The organism is Tenacibaculum bernardetii (genome assembly GCF_029125915.1).
Lineage (GTDB): Bacteria > Bacteroidota > Bacteroidia > Flavobacteriales > Flavobacteriaceae > Polaribacter > Polaribacter bernardetii.
This window is the reverse complement of record NZ_JAQJCU010000007.1, coordinates 135,175-153,466: the sequence shown is the minus strand read 5'-3', so window position 1 is coordinate 153,466 and position 18,292 is coordinate 135,175. Positions and strand designations below refer to the sequence as shown.

Genomic DNA, 18,292 nt, shown 5'->3' with positions numbered 1-18,292 from the left:
CTTGAATGTCGGTACCAAAAACCGGTGTGTTACCAATTACACCATAGGCCAATAACTTATTGCGGGTGCAAATATAATACAAAGTTTTATTTCGGCAAATTTTTTATGCTTTTTTTCATTTAACACAATTTTATATCCACTTTTTGTTCGTTAACTATCTCAAAATTATATTTTTGTTTTCAGTAAAAAACCAACAGTAATTAATACTTTCGTACTTTATTATACAGAAAACTATGAACGAATTTAACTACAAAAAATGGAATGTCCTTTTAGGATGGTTTTCATTTGCCGTGGCATTAATCACATATACACTAACCTTAGAGCCTACAGTTAGTTCTTGGGATTGTGGAGAATACATTTCTACCGCAGTAAAACTAGAGGTTGGGCATCCACCAGGAGCGCCGTTATTTCAAATGTTAGGTGCATTTTTTGCCATGTTTAGTAACGACCCAAGTCAGTGGGCAAAAATGGTAAACTTCATGTCTGGTTTAGCCAGTGCATTTACAATTTTATTTATGTTTTGGACCATTACCAACTTAGCTAAAAAAATGGCAATTAAGAATGGTAAATTCAGTAAAAACGAAGCTATTTCTGTTTTAGGAAGCGGATTAGTAGGTGCTTTAGCTTATACATTTTCTGATAGTTTTTGGTTTAGCGCCGTAGAAGGTGAAGTGTATGCGATGTCTTCTTTTTTAATGGCCTTATTATTTTGGCTAGGATTAAGGTGGGAAAGTGAAATAAATACGCCTAGAGGAAACAAATGGTTGGTAGTAATTAGTTTTGTAGTAGGACTTTCATTCGGAGTTCATATTTTATCACTTTTAGTAATTCCTTCTATTGTTTTATTATATTTCTTTAAAACCTACAATAACATCAATATAAAAACAACTGCAATCGCAACACTTATTTCAATACTTGTTTTAGCTTTTGTTTTTAAATTTTTATTTCCGTTTACACTCAAATTTTTTAGTGTTTCAGAATTGTTTTTCATCAATCAAATAGGATTACCATATAATACAGGAACCATTATTGCTGGTATTGTTTTAATCGCCTTATTTTTCTTCGGATTAAAATATACACGTACAAAAAACTTAGTAATGGCAAACACTCTTGTGCTGTCTGTACTATTTATTATGATTGGTTTTTCGTCTTGGTTAATGTTACCAATTCGTGCAAATGCAGATACGGTTATTAACGAAAACAATCCGTCAAGCGCACGTGAATTATTAGCCTATTATAACCGTGAACAATATGGTGATGCGAATGTTTTTTATGACAAGTATTATTCTGTTTCTTACGACAGAACGCAAGATGCAGATCAACCGTATAAAGACGATAAACCTAAATACGAAAAGAAAGACGGTAAATATGTTATTGTAAATAAATACAAGAACGTATTGCCAAACTATTCTAGCAAACACAAAGGTTTTATACCCCGTATGGTAAATCCTGCGTCGGAAAAAGAATACAAAAGAATTGCCGGAATTCCTGCCCGAAGTAAAAGACGACCTACGTTTGTAGAAAACATGAAATTCATGATTGATTATCAATTCGGATACATGTACGGACGCTATTTTATGTGGAATTTTGTTGGAAGGCAAAATGATGCACAAGGACATTTAGATATTGAAAATGGTAATTGGTTAAGCGGAATAGATTTTATTGATGAAATGCGCTTAGGATCGCAACAAAACCTACCAGACGACATTGAAAACAACAAAGGACGTAACAAATACTTCTTCTTACCTTTAATTTTAGGATTAATTGGTTTGTTTTATCAATCTAAAAAAGACAAAAAGAATTTATACACCCTTGCCCTATTCTTTGCTTTTACTGGTTTTGCTATTATATTTTATACCAACCCAAAGCCTTTTGAGCCTCGTGAACGTGATTACGCCGTAGTAGGATCGTTTTATGTATTTGCTATTTGGATAGGTTTTGGAGTATTCGCATTATATGATTACCTAAAAAGTTACGCAAACAAAAGAACCGTTGCAATTGCCGTTTCAGCCTTTTCACTATTAGCGGTTCCTCTTTTAATGGGCGTTCAGAACTGGGATGATCATGATAGAGGTGATCGTTATGTATCTCAACTAAACGCACAAACGTATTTAGAAAGTTGCGACCCAAATGCTATAATTTTTACTATTGGAGATAATGATACTTTTCCGCTTTGGTACATGCAGCAGGTAGAAGGCGTGCGACAAGATATTAAGATTGTAAATACTAGTCTTTTTCAAACGGCTTGGTATATCGACCAGATGAAAAAGAAAACCTATGAAGCAGATCCTATTCCGTCGCAATTAACACACGACCAGTATAAATACGGAACTTTAGACGTTGCCTATTATTACCCATTGCCTCAGTTAAAAGACTCAATTCTTCCTATTAAAGATTTTATGCGATGGATTGCAAGCGATAATGATGCTACATATTTAGAAGTTACTGAAGAGTCTAAAGAAAAGTTTTACCCAACCAACAGAATTAGAATTCCTGTAAACAAAGAAAATGTTTTAAAAACAGGATTGGTAGCACAGAAAGATGCTGATAAAATTTTAGACTACATAGATATTACTGTTGATGAGCAAGGTTTAACAAAAAATAGAATCTTAATGCTCGATATTTTAAATAATTTCGATTGGAAACGCCCAATTTATTTTACCGGTGGCGCCAATGCTGATGAAGAGTATATTTGGTTGAAAGATTATTTACAATTAGATGGAATGTCGTACAAATTAGTGCCGATCAAAACATCTAACAGAGGAAAATCTATATTCGACATGGGACGCATCGATCCTAAAAAAATGTATGACAATGTTAAAAAATGGGATTGGAAAACCATTAATAATGGTAAAATTTATTTAGACGAACAAAGTAAACGTAATGCGATATCTATTCGTAACAACTTAATGCGTTTATCTGAAGAATTCTTAAAAGAAGGTGATTCTGTTAACGCGAAAGATGTATTAGATTTATCATTATACAAAATGCCAATTAACGATTTTGGGCATTATAGTATTTCTTTAGGATATCCTGAATTATACTATCGCATAGGTGATAAAAACAAAGCACGTGAAACTGCAGAAACATTAATAAATATCTTTCAACAGAAATTAAAGTATTACAGCACTTTTAAAGATAGTGATGTTGATTTAATTCTTGATAATTTAGAAACTAACTTATATATGTATCAAAATATCATACAACAAGTCACAAAATATGATAAAGATATGGACTATGGTAAAAAAGCTTTTGAAGGATACTTAAATCATGCGCGTTTGTTTAAACACTTGATGTCCGACGAAGAGGAACAAGAACAGTTTCCGCAAGAATTAGACACTATTAAACCTTAATTTTTGAGGTATATTTTATAAAAAAGCAGCGCAACTAAAATTAGTTGCGCTGCTTTTTTATATAAATATGTTATATGCATTTGGGATAAGATTACAGCAATAAAATACAGTACCGTTCTCACGATAGTTAAGAAAAATAATTCTTTAAAAGAATATCCTAAGTTTAAAACAACAACTTAAACGTACTGTTGTACTAAACCAATTAAAGTATTAGCATCTTGCTCTCCTGTTTGACGCCATTTCATCTCTCCTTGTTTATAAATCATAAACGTAGGGTTTCCTTTAACGCGCAAAGCTTCTGCTAAAATTTCGCTCTGTCTGATATCAATCTTTATCACTTTTGCCTTATCACCTAAAGCAGCAGCAACATCACGAAGGGTATCTAAACTAGGCTCTAACTCACTCCAATCGGTGTAAAAATCAATTAAAACTGGCTTATTTATACTTATAATTTCACCAAACTTTGTCATTCTATATAATATTTATATGTAATATCATTCAAAATTACTGTTTTTTTTTCTAATTAGATATTAACATTTGTTAAAAACACTGAAAATCAACCTTTTTTCAGTTCAATTACTGTAATTTCTGGCCAAATACCAACTCTACCAGGAAAAGCATGATAACCAAAACCTCTATTTACATTAATATATCGCCCAAATTCATTGTATAAACCAGCCCATTGTTTGTATACGTATTGAGACGGACTCCATTTAATCCATCCTGGTATTTCAATCCCGAATTGCAAACCATGCGTATGTCCACTTAAAGTTAACTGATAGTTAAAATTGTCTTTTTTCACCTTATATTCCCAATGACTCGGGTCGTGGCTCATTAAGATTTTAAAATCTTCTTTCTTTATTCCTTCGGATGCTTTTTTAAGATCTCCTTTTTGATTGAAACCTTTTCCCCAATTTTCTACACCAACCAAAGCTATTCTTTGTCCGTCTTTTTCTATATATTTATTTTCATTCAGTAATAAATCGAACCCAATTTTCGGATGCAGTTCTTTTATCGCATTAAAATTTTCAGCCTTATCTTCCTCAGTTTTCCATTTAGAATAATCTCCGTAATCATGATTTCCTAAAACAGCATATTTACCAACAGGAGCAGCTATTTTCTTAAAAACATCAATCCATTCATCCATTTCGTAAGCAAAATTATTTACAAGATCTCCTGTAAATAAAATCATATCTGATTTTTGTTCGTTAATTAAATCAACACCATAAGATATTTCTTCTTTATTCGTAAAACTACCCGAATGTATATCTGTTATGTGTGTAATTGTAAATCCGTCAAAAGCTTCTGGTAAATCTTTAAACGACAATTGATATTTTATCACTTTATAATTGTACTTACCTCTAAAAATACCATACAATATACTAGCAAACGGAATCGCAGCAATACCCAAAGCTAGTTTAGCCACAAAAGCCCTTCTGCCCGCTAAAGGTTTTGTTTCGTTTGATGATAAAAAAGAAATTCCCTTTCCTATCAACCGAACTACATCTTCACCAATCATAAATATCAAAATAAACAACTTAGGTAATAATACTACCAAAAGCGCTCCTACCGCCATTTGAAATTGCGGGGTTTGCCCCGAGCTTCTATCCGAAGAAAACACCACGTAAAAAAAGTTAACATACGCTAACAAACCTAAAAGTAGCCATCCATAACGAATAAATTTATTCTTTGTTATGGTCTTAATTGCCTGAAAAGCATAGGCTTCAAAAGCAACAATAAGTAATGAAATAATTATAATTGATAGCAACCAACGAGACATGTTTATTTTTTTTAAAAGTCGAACAAAGATAGGTTGATTATTGAAAATCAATTTTTAACATCTTGTTAAAGTTTCGTAGTTTTACAATCTTCAACTATAGAAACAAATGGCAGATCAAAAACGACTTTTTTTACTAGATGCTTTCGCATTAATATTTAGAGGATATTACGCTTTTATAAAAAATCCCCGAATTAACTCGAAAGGAATGGATGTTTCTGCAATTTTGGGTTTTACAAATTCGTTGTTAGATGTTATAAAACGTGAGCGTCCTGATCATTTAGCAGTATGTTTTGATCGCGGCGGATCGGTTGCCAGAGTTGATGCTTTTCCTGAATATAAAGCGAACAGACAAGAAACGCCAGAGGCGATAAAAATTGCAGTACCGTATATCGAAGAAATTTTAAAAGCAATGAATATTCCTGCTATTATAAAAACAGGATATGAAGCTGATGATATTATTGGAACTTTAGCTAAAAAAGCCGAAACAGAAGGTTATAAAACCTATATGGTAACGCCCGATAAGGATTTTGCACAATTAGTTTCTGAAAATATTTTTATGTATCGACCACGTTTTGGTGGTGGGTATGAAACTTGGGGAATACCCGAAGTACAAGAGAAATTTGGCGTAGAAAGACCAGAACAAGTGATTGATTTCTTAGGAATGATGGGAGATTCTGTTGATAATATTCCCGGTTTACCTGGTGTTGGTGAAAAAACAGCTAAGAAGTTTTTAGCAAAATATGGCTCAATGGAAAATCTGCTTGCAAACACAGCAGATTTAAAAGGTAAAATGAAAGAAAAAGTAGAGGCGAATGCCGAACTTGGAATTTTATCAAAAGAATTAGCAACGATTATGTTGGATGTTCCTGTTGAATTTCATCAGGAAGATTTTGAAATGTGCCAACCAAATATCGAAGCAACTAAAGAAATTTTCACCAATTTAGAGTTCCGTCGTTTAACTGATAATTTCTTAAAAGCTTTTGGGGTTACCGAAAATACATCCGAAGTAAAAAAAGATGAAAAAACAGCTGCCAAACCAAAAAAAGTAGCTGATAAAAGTACTGCTGGACAATTCGATTTATTTGCTGCTCCGGGTGCCGGAACTATTACCGAGGTTGAAATTGCTTCTGGTTACAGAAACATTAACAACACCAAGCATCTTTATCAGCATGTAAACTCTCCTTTATCAAGAAAGCTATTATTAAACAAGTTAATGCAACAAGAATCTGTTTGTTTTGATACAGAAACTACAGGTTTAAAAGCGCTAGAAGTTGAATTAATCGGGATTTCTTTTTCTTGGGAAATTGGCAAAGGATATTATGTTTCTTTTCCAGAAGATCAAGAAGAAACAGCTGCAATTTTAGAAGAATTTCGTGCTTTTTTTGAAACATCAACGATTGAAAAAATTGGTCATAATTTAAAATATGACATCAAAGTTTTATCAAACTACAATATTCCTGTAAAAGGAAAATTATTTGATACCATGATTGCGCATTATCTAATAAACCCTGATATGCGACACGGAATGGATATTTTAGCAGAAACCTATTTAAATTATCAGCCTGTTCCTATTACAGAATTGATTGGTAAAAAAGGGAAAAATCAACTTTCTATGCGAACTGTTGATACTGCTAAACAAACCGAATATGCCGTTGAAGATGCCGATATTACTTTGCAGTTAAAAGAACATTTTACCAATGAATTAGAAAGCGGAAACGTTACTAAATTATTTAACACGATTGAGACTCCGTTAGTTTCGGTTTTAACAGCTATGGAAATAGAGGGAATCAACTTAAATATTCCTTTCTTAAAAGAGCTTTCGGTTGATTTAGCAAACGACATTGAACGTTTAGAAAAAAGTATTTACGAGCAAGCCGGCGAAGAGTTTAACATTGCTTCACCAAAACAATTGGGTATTGTTTTGTTTGAAAATATGCAATTGGTAGAGAAGCCTAAAAAGACAAAAACAGGGCAATATTCTACTGCCGAAGATGTCTTATCTTTCTTAGCAAAAGAGCATCAAATTATTAGAGATATTCAAGAATATCGTCAGTATAAAAAATTACAAAGCACTTATGTAGATGCTTTACCAAATGAGATAAACACTAAAACCGGTCGTATTCATACTTCATACGCGCAAGCAGTTGCGGCAACAGGAAGATTGAGTTCTAATAACCCGAACTTACAAAACATTCCTATTCGTACAAAACGCGGACAAGAGGTTCGTAAAGCTTTTATTCCTAGAGATGAAAACCATGTATTAGTTGCTGCGGATTATTCTCAAATTGAATTGCGAATTATTGCTGCTTTAAGTGAAGAAGAAACCATGATTGAAGCCTTTAAAAATGGCGAAGATATTCACGCTTCTACCGCTGCAAAAGTTTTTAATGTTCCGTTAAGTGAAGTTACTCGCGAACAGCGAAGCAATGCAAAAACAGTAAATTTTGGAATCGTATATGGTGTTTCTGCCTTCGGGTTAAGCAATCAAACCGACTTATCTCGTAAAGAAGCGAAAGCGTTGATAGATACCTATTATGAAACGTATCCTAAATTACGTAATTACATGGCAGCACAAGTAGATTTTGCTCGTGAAAACGGCTATGTAGAAACCGTTTTAAACCGTCGTAGGTATTTAAAAAACATCAATTCTCAAAATGCTATTGTTCGTGGTGCTGCAGAACGTAACGCAGTAAATGCGCCTATACAAGGAAGTGCTGCCGATATTATTAAATTAGCCATGATTAACATTTACAATCGATTTAAAAAAGAAGGTTTTAAATCGAAAATGCTATTACAAGTGCATGATGAATTGGTTTTTGATGCGCATAAAGACGAGTTAGAAATTATTAAACCAATAATTAAGGAAGAAATGGAAAATGCCTTTAAAATGGCTGTTCCTTTAGATGTTGAAATTGGTGAAGGAGAAAATTGGCTACAAGCACATTAATTAAGAAAGAAGATGGAGTTAGATTATATAGAAAATGTAAATGGTTTTGATGAACATGTTGTTCGTTTATACAATTTCGACAAAACCGAGGCGATTAAATTTAGGGATTTAATTAAAGAAACTATTATTGAAAAAAGACAAAAATTAGATTTAGCTGAAGTTGACTTCATAGAACCTCGTAATTGTAATTTAATTTTCGGTTTGTTTAAATCTGACGAAGGAATACTTACGAAAGACAGTGAAACGTTTTTCTGCGTATTAACTTTAAATGGATTTAATACGATGCTAAAACTGATAGAACCTTATTGCAATAAAGACTCAAGGAGTTATCAATATTTATATGATATCGACAATCCAACCGAATTATTATTCTGCCCTAGTGCAACGTCTTATGATGAGTAATAAAGCATGGGGAAATTAATGAAGAGTTTACTTAATAATAAACTCTTCATTCTGAATCCAATTTGCTCTAAGTTTAAAAACTGTTTCAAAGTAAATTACTTGTTCTGGTTGCTTTCTTGATAAGAAATTACCGGTATCCCAAACATGGTTATTGTTTTTATCAATAATTGCTCTAACGGTATATTCTTTAGGTTCTAGTAAGTTGAATTCGATTTTTTGAGAAGTTGAAATATACCTTGTTTTTACAATCTTTTTATTACTTAAAAGTTGAATTATAACTGGGTGTTCTGTTTCTTTTTTTACCTCTAAAATTATGCTCCCATAATCTTCAACAGTAAGTGTTTTAAATTGATAGTTTAATGTATCGTTTGTTGTTTCATATAAATCGATAATTCCTTTCGGTAAAACATTAAATTTATAATTCATTTTAGGCGTTTTTTTAAACAAAACAGCCAACTTATTTATCGTTTGCTTTTTTACATCAAAATCTACATTCACTGTATCCTTATCTACTAATGAAAATTTAGATTTATCTAATGAAACAATTGGATTATTAGTATTTAAAAATATGGTATCATTTAAATGTAAATTTATACCTACAGTTGATGACACATTTAAAGAATCTATTTTATTTTTACGCAAACTAACAGTAACAGTATCTATAAATTTCTTATTGCGAACTATAAAGTTTAAAGAATCTTGTGCTACAGGTGTAAACCAATAATTAAGCGTGTCTTTGTCTTTTTCGAACTCTAAAAACGATTTAAACGTTTCTGAAACTTCAGACAGCAACTCAATTTTCATCTCTTCTCTTTCGCCTTCATAACCGAATTGTATTTTACCTTTTACAACTTCTTTTCCTCTTTTAAATTTATATGGTTGTAACTCTTTAAAAAGACGGATTGGTTTCATTATCAACGTATCTTTTGGCAAAGAAATAGTATCCGTATAAAAACCTATTTCATCTGTTTTGCCATTAAAAAGATAATCGTTTGATGCTTCTTTTAGTGCTAACAACAAATACTTACCGTCACGCAAATTCGTGAATTCAAAATTGGTAGAGTCTAACGTGCTAGTAACGTAATTTGGTTTTTCCTTGTAGATAATCGAATCGTTGTAAATACTATCTAATCGATATAATAAAACCGATATATTTTTTAATTTCTCTTTTTTAAACGAACCCGAAACTGCTCCTTTAATTTTTAAAGAATCTATATAATTGCCTGTTGAAAACACATATTTAAAGCTTTCTAACTTGTTATTTTCGTTGTTGTCTTGAACTGCGTTTCCGAAATTAAAAGTATAGGTTGTGTTTGTTCTTAAAGTGTCTAAAATTTTAATATTAATAGACTTGCTTGGTGTTCCTTGCGGTGTAATTACCGGTGGGTATTTTAAAGGTGGAGAAACCACCAACTGTTTCGTTAAATCTTTTAAAACAATATATTCGTTAAATTGAATTTTGATGTTTTTTTTATCAAAATTAATCGTTTCATAAGGTGGATTCGCAGTCATCATAATTGGTGCATCTTCATCTTTCGGGCCACCTTCGGGTCTTCCTTTTCGAGCACAACTTAATATGATTATAGATACAAAAACGACTAAAAATAATAACTTATTTTTCACAAATTGATTGTTTAATTCCAACATCAAAAGTACTAAAATAACAGCAACAAAATCAACCTTTTTTAGTATACGCTATGGTTGCTATACTAATGGTAATATTTTTTACTTTTAACAATTCATTACAACAAGCAACTAAAGTTGCACCTGTAGTTATTACGTCATCTATTAAAAGAATATGTTTGTTTTCAAAAACTTTAAAATCTGTTAACTTAAATTTTGTTTTAGAATCTGAAAAGCGCTCAAAACGATGTTTAAATGTTTGTGTTTTTGCTATGGATGACTTAATTAAAATCTGTTCTTCATATTCAATATTTAAAATACTACTTAACGTTTTTCCAAATTTCGTAAGTTGATTATAACCTCTCTTCTTTAGCTTTTTTTTATGTAGTGGCACCGGAACTATATAATCAACATCTTTAAAAATAGCCGATTCCTTTAACTGACTACCAAACCAATTAGCAATGAACTCTCCTATTTCTGGTTGATTCTTATATTTTAACTCGTGAATGATTTTTTTTGCAATTCCATGTTTCTGATAATACATAAAACAACGCACATTATTAATTAGCACTTTACCATAAAAAGGAGCTAAAAGCGTACTATTTACATACGCATTATTTTCAATAATAGGTATTTCATTACTACAAAATGTACATAAATACTTTTCGCTTTCTAATAAATTTACATCACAATTAACACATAAATTAGGATAAAATAAGTAGAATATATCTTTTAAATATTGCATCTTTACCAGCACTTTTAGTAGAAATATACAAAAAACATCATAAAACATTATTTTGGGTAAAAAATTTAATTTTTTTAAAGAAGCAGTTAAAAACTACAAAACATCTGGTACAGTTGCTCCTAGCTCTAAATATTTAGCCAAGAAAATGCTTAGAGAAATTGATTTTTCTACAGCTAAAGTTATTATAGAATTAGGTCCTGGTAACGGTGCAATAACAAACACTATTTTAAACGAAATAGAACCTAACACAGTTTTAATTTGTTTTGAAATTAATGATGCTTTTTATAAAGAATTAAAAAAGATTAAACATCCTCAATTAATTGTTATCAAAGCCTCTGCTGAAAACATGCGTGGAGAGATTAAAAAACTAGGATATAATGAGGTAAATTACATTGTTTCTAGCTTACCTCTAACTATTATACCTAAAGAAGTTTCACACAATATTTTACAAGAAAGCTATCTGCTTTTAAACACTAAAGGTATATTCATACAATACCAATATAGTCTTACATATTACAAAAAATTAAAAGGTGTTTTTGGAGATAATATTCAGTTAAGTTTTGAACCGCTTAATTTTCCGCCAGCATTTATTTACAACTGTGTAAAAAATAGTATATTAGCCCGCGAACGCACCTAATTGTTCTTCATACCCCAAATGATTATCAATTCCCAAATAAAGAATAACGGCTTTATTGCTTTTTTACTTCTATTAGTAATTGCAATTGGCTTATTATCCTACCAAAATGCTAGTGAATATTCTGAACTAAAAAAGGTTTTTAAATTAGAAAAAATAGAGCTAGAGTCTGAATTAAATAGCGTTATAAAAAATTATGAGAATGCTATATATCAAAAAGAAGATATCTCTTTAAATTTACGAGATAAGCTTCATAAAATAATTAAACTTAGAGACACTATAAATAATTTAAAAACCACGGACTATGGTTTGTTTCGTCTTTATAGAAAACGCATTTCTGGTTTAGCAAAACAGAATAAAATTCTTTTCGCTCATATAGATTCTCTTAATGCAGTAAATAATCAATTATTAACAAAAAACGATAGTGTTAAAGACATTCTAATTCAAAAAGAAGGTTTATATACAAGGTTAAAAAATAAAAACCAATCACTAGATTTAGAAAAGAAAGTACTAAAAGAAAAAATTGCAATTGCTGAAATTATTGAAACATCATCAATAAAAGTAGTCGCTATGAAAAAAAGACGTAGTGGAAAACACACCTCCACCTCGTACTCTAGTAAAACGGATGCTTTTAAAATAGAGTTTAACTTACTTGAAAATAATATCATTAGTTCAGGTGAAAAATCTATTTATATACAAATTGTAAATAACGATAAAGTTATTGCACCTACACAAGAAGTAAAACTAAAAAATAAAGAAAAAATACTTTGCAACGATAATTTTAAAGCAAAATATAACAATAAACAATTAGCTGTAATTTCATTCATCGATGTAGATCGTGATATGATAAATAAAGGTTCTTACAAAATAAATGTTTTTATAGATGGTGTTTTTACTAATAGCACATTTATAGAACTTAAATAAAATTAATAACCCCTTACTTTAATCCCCTTTATTATGACCCCAAAAAAAAGAAGAAGTATATTAATTGTAGCGCTCTTAGCACTTACTTTATTTCTAACAATCTATTCTTTACAAAAATCTAACCAATACAACAACCTTCAAGAAGTCTTTGAACAGGAAAAAGCTGATTTAGAAAAAGAATTAGATGAAATGATTAAAGATTATACGGATGTTATTGTTCGTAAAAAACGCCTTTCTACAAGATTGAGAGTTGAAATTGTTAAGATGAACAATTTACGTGATTCAATTAAAAACCTACAGATAGATAAGTATAGCTTGATCAGAAAATACAGAAAAAAAATTAGCAGCTTAGAACGTGAAAACCGAAACCTATTTGTAAAAGTAGACTCTCTTAGTACTGCCAACCAAGTATTATCTCAAGAAAATATAATTACTAATGAAATTTTGCTTCAAAAAGAATCAATAAATACTTCTTTAACAGAAAAAAATATAGAATTAGAAGAAAAGCAAAAAACTCTTGAAACTAAAATTGCTATTGGTGGAGTCATAAAAACAAGTGCCGTTAAAGTTGAAACTTTAAAAGAACGTAGCAGTGGAAAATTAACATCTACATCTAGATCAAACAGAACTGATGCTTTTAAAGTAAACTTCGATTTATTAAAAAATGTAGTAGCATACGCTGGTGAGAAGTCTGTTTATATTCAAATTATAGATAAAAACAAAAATGTGATTGCTCCAAAAGGAATTACCAATTTAAAAGATGGTGGTAAAATTCAATATTCCGATTCAATTGAAATTAACTACAACAATGACCGATTAAGCCTTGTTTCACTTATTTTGGTGAACAGAGACGATATTAACAAAGGAGAATACACTGTAAGTGCTTTTGTAGACGGTGTTTATTCTGGCGCTACCACCGTAAACTTAAAATAAAACACCTAAAAATATTATTAAAAGTGAAGAATTCATTTAATTCTTCACTTTTTTCATTTAGAATAGTATTAGTTAAAATCCTTATTTTATTTTTGCATTATGGCAAAACAAGAAGATCAATTTAAAAAAGTATTATCGCACGCAAAAGAATACGGTTATGTATTTCAATCATCTGAAATTTATGACGGGCTAAGTGCGGTATATGACTATGCTCAAAACGGAGTTGAGTTAAAGAAAAATATTAGAGATTATTGGTGGAAAGCAATGGTGCAAATGCACGAAAATATTGTTGGTATTGATGCGTCTATCTTAATGCATCCAACCACTTGGAAAGCTTCAGGCCATGTAGATGCCTTTAACGATCCTTTAATTGATAATAAAGATTCTAAAAAAAGATATAGAGCAGATGTTTTAGTAGAAGACTACTGTCTTAAAATTGAAGGTAAAATTGAAAAAGAAGTTAAGAAAGCAGCTAAACGTTTTGGTGATGCCTTTAACAAAGAAGAATTTATTGCTACCAATGGCCGTGTTTTAGGATATCAAGAAAAAATAAATACTATTTTATCTCGTTTAGGTAAATCTTTAGAAAAAGAAGATTTAGCTGACGTAAAATTATTAATTGAAGAGTTAGAAATTGCAGATCCATTAACGGGTTCTAAAAACTGGACAGAAGTTAAACAATTTAACTTAATGTTTGGAACAAAACTAGGAGCCTCTGCAGAAAGCGCAATGGATTTATATTTACGTCCTGAAACTGCACAGGGAATTTTTGTAAACTTCTTAAACGTACAAAAAACTGGTAGAATGAAAATTCCTTTCGGAATTGCACAAACCGGTAAAGCTTTTCGTAACGAAATTGTTGCACGTCAGTTTATATTTAGAATGCGTGAATTTGAGCAAATGGAAATGCAATTTTTTGTAAAACCAGGAACTCAAACAGAATGGTATAACAAATGGAAAGAAACGCGTTTAAATTGGCACTTATCATTAGGTATGGGCGCTGAAAACTACCGTTTTCATGATCATGAAAAATTAGCCCATTATGCAGACAATGCTGCTGATATTGAATTTAAATTCCCTTTCGGATTTAAAGAACTAGAAGGGATTCACTCACGTACCGATTTCGATTTAAAAGCACACGAAGAACATTCAGGTAAGAAATTACAATATTTCGATCACGAAGAGAATAAAAGTTACACACCTTATGTAGTAGAAACATCTATCGGATTAGATAGAATGTTTTTAGCCGTATTCTCTAATTCTTTACAAGAAGAAGAATTAGAAAACGGTACTACAAGAACTGTATTAAAATTACCTGCTATTTTAGCACCTGTAAAAGCTGCTATTTTACCATTGGTTAAAAAAGATGGTTTACCAGAAGTTGCTCGTAAAATAATGGAAGATTTAAAGTGGGATTTTAATGTGTCTTATGATGAAAAAGATGCTGTAGGGCGTCGTTACCGTCGTCAAGATGCTAATGGTACACCTTTCTGTATTACTGTTGATCATGACACTTTAAATGACGATAGTGTTACGATTCGCCATAGAGATACGATGGAGCAAAAACGTGTTAAAATTTCTGAATTATCAGCAATTATAAAACAAGAAGTAGATGTAAGAAACTGGTTACAAAAAATGTAATTTTTATTTCTTTTAAAATTTCAATAAGAAAATCCTAAACAATACGTTTAGGATTTTTATTTTTACAGCAATTAAATTCATCAATAATGAAAATTTTAATACGAATTTTATTTATTATCTTTTTGTGTTGGATGGCTGTTGGAGCTTATCTATTAAACTCAGAACATCCAAAAGCACAAATTATAATGGGTTTAGGCGTTATGTATATGGCTTTTATATTAATGCCTGTGTTTATTTATTACAGGTATAGAGATAACAAATACAAAAAATATATTATCAATGATCAAAAGATAAAAGAATGGATTGATAATAGTAACGAATAAAAAAAGGCTTCATTTTATAAATGAAGCCTTTTTAGTTTATGGATCTGTAACACTATAATTAGGTTACATAAAATTATTCTTAGTTATTGATTGTCCAAGAAACAAAGTATTGAGAACCTGTTGCCCCAACACCTGGCGCACTAAAGTATTCTTTACCACCAATATTAGCAGCTCCTACTTTAAATGCTGATTTAATAGAAGGAACTCTATAGCTAATTTGAGCATCTACAACAGTTCTAGCATCTACCATACCATCGTAGAAAGCAGATTCCCATAAAAATTCATCTTGCCATCTTACGTTTACATTAAAACCTAAGTTTTCAATTAAATCTGTTTTACCAAACTGAAACTTAACTTTGTGTTCTGGAGTATTAAAACCTGCCTCAAAATCAGAAGATTCGCTTATATCAATTTTAGAATAGGTATAATTTAAACCTAAGTTGAATCCGTTTAATACTTTCGTATTTAAACCAATTGTAGCTCCATAAGAACTTACATCTTCTTTAGAGTTACTATCTAAAGAAACACCTTTAAAATCTCCATTTTGTAATGCAACTAAACTAATTGGTGTACCTGCAGCGCCTCCTAATGGAGTTAAGTCTACTTGATCAGATAAATTTACATTTCCATACAATGGCGCTACTACGTTTTCAGCAGCAATAAAATCTTTATACTTATTATAGTAAACGTTTAAATCGATTGCAATTCCTTTTACAACACCTCTATAACCAACTTCAAAAGCAGTTACATGTTCTGGCTTTACAAACTCTACATCAGACTTCACTAAATCAGCTGGGTTCCCAGTTGCTAAAAATGCTCCAATTGAAGCCTCCGTCCAAGAATTTTCATAAGCCATCCTACCTGTTAAAGTACCTGTAGAACCAATCATAGAACCAGTAGTTCCATTTATATATCCTGCTAAACCTGGATTAATACCTAAATCAAATGGGTTTGAAATATATCTATCGATGTTATCTGAAGCTGTACCTAATAAAATACCACTACCTGCATCTAAACCAATATATTGATCTTGTGTTGTTGGGTTTCTAAAACCTGTTTGTACAGATGCTCTAAAGTTATGATTCTTATCTTCACCAACAGCATATGCCAATGATAAACGAGGTGATACATTTCCATCAAAGTTTTGAGCTTTGTCATAACGAGCAGAAGCTGTAACTTTTAAACGATCATCTTCTAAAAACTTCTTTTGAACTTGTGTATATAATCCAAATTCATCGTAATCGATAGTACCATCGTAATCTGTAAAAATTGTACCGCCTGAATTTAATACATATTGTCTGTAAGAACCTCCTAATTGCACCTCAGCCCAACTAATATAATCTTGTAAATTTAAATTAGCATCTACATGGTATAATTTTGTTTGATCCTGAAACTTAGAACCTGTTACTAAAGACGGATCTTGCTTAACTTTTTCAAAAGCCGTATTATAAGCACTTGTTCCTGGTTCAAATCTTCCTGTATCTGCAAATGCTCTTGCTGCATTATGATCAAAAGGTGCTACCCCTAATGGTGCAGCTTGTCCTAAATAAGCACCTGCATATTCTTGAAACCATTGTGTATCAGATTTCCAAGATCTGTTAATATTAATTGCAGCAAAACGAGTATCGTAAGAATCTCCCGCATCTTCAGCAGTCATATAACCACGTACAAAGAAACTTTTTCCTTTAAACTCTAATTTATGCTGCTGCATAAAAAAGTTTTGGATGTTATACCTGTTTTGTCCCTGGTAAATAGTGTTACCTGTACCGTATTTAGAATTCCAAATAATTTCTAAACGATCGTTACCCCAAGGTCTATAGTGTAATGAAGCACCAAACTTAACACTCTTCGCTTCGTTGGTCATTAAATCAGTATCATTATATCCTGTTCTAGTAACTCTTTGTGATCCTAAAGTTCCTGCTGGCGTACCTGCAATTTCATCAAAATTTAATGTAGTACCAACTTCATCACCATAAACGTTTAAACCATTATAATCTGGTTTTGACGAATGGTCTAAAGAAGTTAAATCTGTTTCATCTCTATAATCAGTTGCATGCCATTCTTCACCTTTTAAGTAAGATAATGTTGCTTTTGCAGCAAACTTATCGCTAAAAACGTGCGCCATACGAATACTAGTGTCGTAAAAAGCGTTGTTTCCTGCAGCTTTTTGACTTGTTGTACCTGACTTTATAACATAGCTAATCCCTTGGTCATTAAAAGGACTTTTACTTGTCATAAACATAATACCGTTAAAAGCATTTGCACCATATAATGCAGAAGATGCTCCTGGTAATAACTCTACTGTTTTTACATCTAATTCAGACATTCCTAAAAGGTTACCTAAAGCAAAGTTTAATGCAGGAGATGAGTTATCCATCCCATCAACTAATTGCATAAAACGTTCGTTTGCAAAAGTTGCAAATCCACGAGTATTTACCGACTTAAAAGTTAAACTGTTAGAGTTAATATCTACTCCTTTTAAATTTTCTAATCCGTCATAAAAAGAAGGAGAAGAAGTGTTTCTAATTGCTCTAGCATCCATTCTTTCAACCGTAACTGGAGATTCCATAATACGCTCTGGCGTTCTAGAAGCAGAAACTACAACTTCGTCTAAAGAAGTAGCGTTTTCTGTTAAGCTAACTTCAACAACTTGGTTGTTTTTAGTTATTTCAACATTTTTTGACTGATACCCTAATGAAGAAACCTCTATGGTAAAAGGCGGAGTATCTGTAACTGTCATTGTAAATTTTCCATCGAAATCAGTAGATGTTCCTACAGATTTTCTTAAAACTTTAATGTTTGCTCCTGGTAGTCCTTCTCCAAGAGATGCGTCATTGATCGTACCAGTTATGGTAGTCTGAGCAACCATTGCCATCGTACCAAACAGTACAAATGCAACAAGTAATAGTTTTTTCATCATAATGTATAATAATTTGTTAACTGTAGCGCAAAATACAATTTTTTTTTATTTATGAAATATTTAACCT

At 31.4% G+C, this 18,292-nt stretch carries 13 protein-coding genes; 8 read left to right on the top strand and 5 right to left on the bottom strand.

The annotated features are described in order from the left end of the window. The first annotated feature begins 233 nt into the window (after nt 1-233). Entirely contained in the window at nt 234-3,353 is a 3,120-nt protein-coding gene (locus P2G10_RS08010) for a DUF2723 domain-containing protein (RefSeq protein ID WP_275316029.1), read from the top strand. A gap of 176 nt (nt 3,354-3,529) precedes the next feature. On the opposite strand, the gene P2G10_RS08005 is transcribed toward P2G10_RS08010, so the two are convergent. Next, entirely contained in the window at nt 3,530-3,823 is a 294-nt protein-coding gene (locus tag P2G10_RS08005) for a thioredoxin family protein (RefSeq protein WP_275316028.1), read from the bottom strand. Nucleotides 3,824-3,909: 86 nt separating this feature from the next. Beyond that, complete coding sequence (locus P2G10_RS08000; protein WP_275316027.1) at nt 3,910-5,133, bottom strand: metallophosphoesterase; 1,224 nt, start codon at nt 5,131-5,133, stop codon at nt 3,910-3,912. A 106-nt stretch (nt 5,134-5,239) separates the two neighbouring features. Here P2G10_RS08000 and polA point away from each other — a divergent pair, with 106 nt between their 5' ends. Further along, nucleotides 5,240-8,080 (top strand): DNA polymerase I, encoded by a 2,841-nt coding sequence (gene polA, locus P2G10_RS07995; RefSeq protein ID WP_275316026.1) that lies wholly within the window; start codon nt 5,240-5,242, stop codon nt 8,078-8,080. A 12-nt stretch (nt 8,081-8,092) separates the two neighbouring features. Beyond that, on the top strand, nt 8,093-8,482 hold the full coding sequence (locus P2G10_RS07990) for a hypothetical protein (RefSeq protein WP_275316025.1): 390 nt from the start codon (nt 8,093-8,095) through the stop codon (nt 8,480-8,482). Between the two features lie 27 nt (nt 8,483-8,509). Here the strand turns inward: P2G10_RS07990 and P2G10_RS07985 are convergent, their stop codons facing one another. After that, nucleotides 8,510-10,105 carry an Ig-like domain-containing domain gene (locus tag P2G10_RS07985; protein WP_275316024.1) on the bottom strand — a complete coding sequence of 532 codons (1,596 nt, stop codon included), beginning with the start codon at nt 10,103-10,105 and terminating at the stop codon, nt 8,510-8,512. A gap of 52 nt (nt 10,106-10,157) precedes the next feature. Continuing rightward, nucleotides 10,158-10,850: a ComF family protein gene (locus P2G10_RS07980; protein ID WP_275316023.1), complete on the bottom strand. Its 693-nt coding sequence runs from the start codon at nt 10,848-10,850 to the stop codon at nt 10,158-10,160. A gap of 52 nt (nt 10,851-10,902) precedes the next feature. Between P2G10_RS07980 and P2G10_RS07975 the strand changes: the two genes are divergently transcribed. From P2G10_RS07975 to P2G10_RS07955, 5 genes are all read left to right on the top strand, one after another. Beyond that, nucleotides 10,903-11,487 carry a class I SAM-dependent methyltransferase gene (locus tag P2G10_RS07975; RefSeq protein WP_255554380.1) on the top strand — a complete coding sequence of 195 codons (585 nt, stop codon included), beginning with the start codon at nt 10,903-10,905 and terminating at the stop codon, nt 11,485-11,487. 18 nt (nt 11,488-11,505) lie between these two features. Next, on the top strand, nt 11,506-12,408 hold the full coding sequence (locus tag P2G10_RS07970; RefSeq protein WP_275316022.1) for a hypothetical protein: 903 nt from the start codon (nt 11,506-11,508) through the stop codon (nt 12,406-12,408). A 33-nt stretch (nt 12,409-12,441) separates the two neighbouring features. Beyond that, nucleotides 12,442-13,341 carry a hypothetical protein gene (locus P2G10_RS07965; RefSeq protein WP_275316021.1) on the top strand — a complete coding sequence of 300 codons (900 nt, stop codon included), beginning with the start codon at nt 12,442-12,444 and terminating at the stop codon, nt 13,339-13,341. Nucleotides 13,342-13,440: 99 nt separating this feature from the next. Continuing rightward, nucleotides 13,441-14,982: a glycine--tRNA ligase gene (locus tag P2G10_RS07960; protein WP_275316020.1), complete on the top strand. Its 1,542-nt coding sequence runs from the start codon at nt 13,441-13,443 to the stop codon at nt 14,980-14,982. Between the two features lie 131 nt (nt 14,983-15,113). Beyond that, nucleotides 15,114-15,305 (top strand): hypothetical protein, encoded by a 192-nt coding sequence (locus P2G10_RS07955; RefSeq protein ID WP_275316019.1) that lies wholly within the window; start codon nt 15,114-15,116, stop codon nt 15,303-15,305. A 79-nt stretch (nt 15,306-15,384) separates the two neighbouring features. Here P2G10_RS07955 and P2G10_RS07950 read toward each other — a convergent pair whose 3' ends face one another. Beyond that, nucleotides 15,385-18,225, bottom strand: a complete 2,841-nt coding sequence (locus tag P2G10_RS07950) for a TonB-dependent receptor (RefSeq protein WP_275316018.1) — start codon at nt 18,223-18,225, stop codon at nt 15,385-15,387. Nucleotides 18,226-18,292: the final 67 nt, after the last annotated feature.

Bases quoted from the DNA above. Each gene is read 5' to 3' on its own strand.
- P2G10_RS08010 (WP_275316029.1), top strand. From the start codon at position 234: ATGAACGAATTTAACTACAAAAAATGGAATGTCCTTTTAGGATGGTTT.
- P2G10_RS08005 (WP_275316028.1), bottom strand. From the start codon at position 3,823: ATGACAAAGTTTGGTGAAATTATAAGTATAAATAAGCCAGTTTTAATT.
- P2G10_RS08000 (WP_275316027.1), bottom strand. From the start codon at position 5,133: ATGTCTCGTTGGTTGCTATCAATTATAATTATTTCATTACTTATTGTT.
- polA (WP_275316026.1), top strand. From the start codon at position 5,240: ATGGCAGATCAAAAACGACTTTTTTTACTAGATGCTTTCGCATTAATA.
- P2G10_RS07990 (WP_275316025.1), top strand. From the start codon at position 8,093: ATGGAGTTAGATTATATAGAAAATGTAAATGGTTTTGATGAACATGTT.
- P2G10_RS07980 (WP_275316023.1), bottom strand. From the start codon at position 10,850: ATGCAATATTTAAAAGATATATTCTACTTATTTTATCCTAATTTATGT.
- P2G10_RS07970 (WP_275316022.1), top strand. From the start codon at position 11,506: ATGATTATCAATTCCCAAATAAAGAATAACGGCTTTATTGCTTTTTTA.
- P2G10_RS07965 (WP_275316021.1), top strand. From the start codon at position 12,442: ATGACCCCAAAAAAAAGAAGAAGTATATTAATTGTAGCGCTCTTAGCA.
- P2G10_RS07960 (WP_275316020.1), top strand. From the start codon at position 13,441: ATGGCAAAACAAGAAGATCAATTTAAAAAAGTATTATCGCACGCAAAA.
- P2G10_RS07955 (WP_275316019.1), top strand. From the start codon at position 15,114: ATGGCTGTTGGAGCTTATCTATTAAACTCAGAACATCCAAAAGCACAA.
- P2G10_RS07950 (WP_275316018.1), bottom strand. From the start codon at position 18,225: ATGATGAAAAAACTATTACTTGTTGCATTTGTACTGTTTGGTACGATG.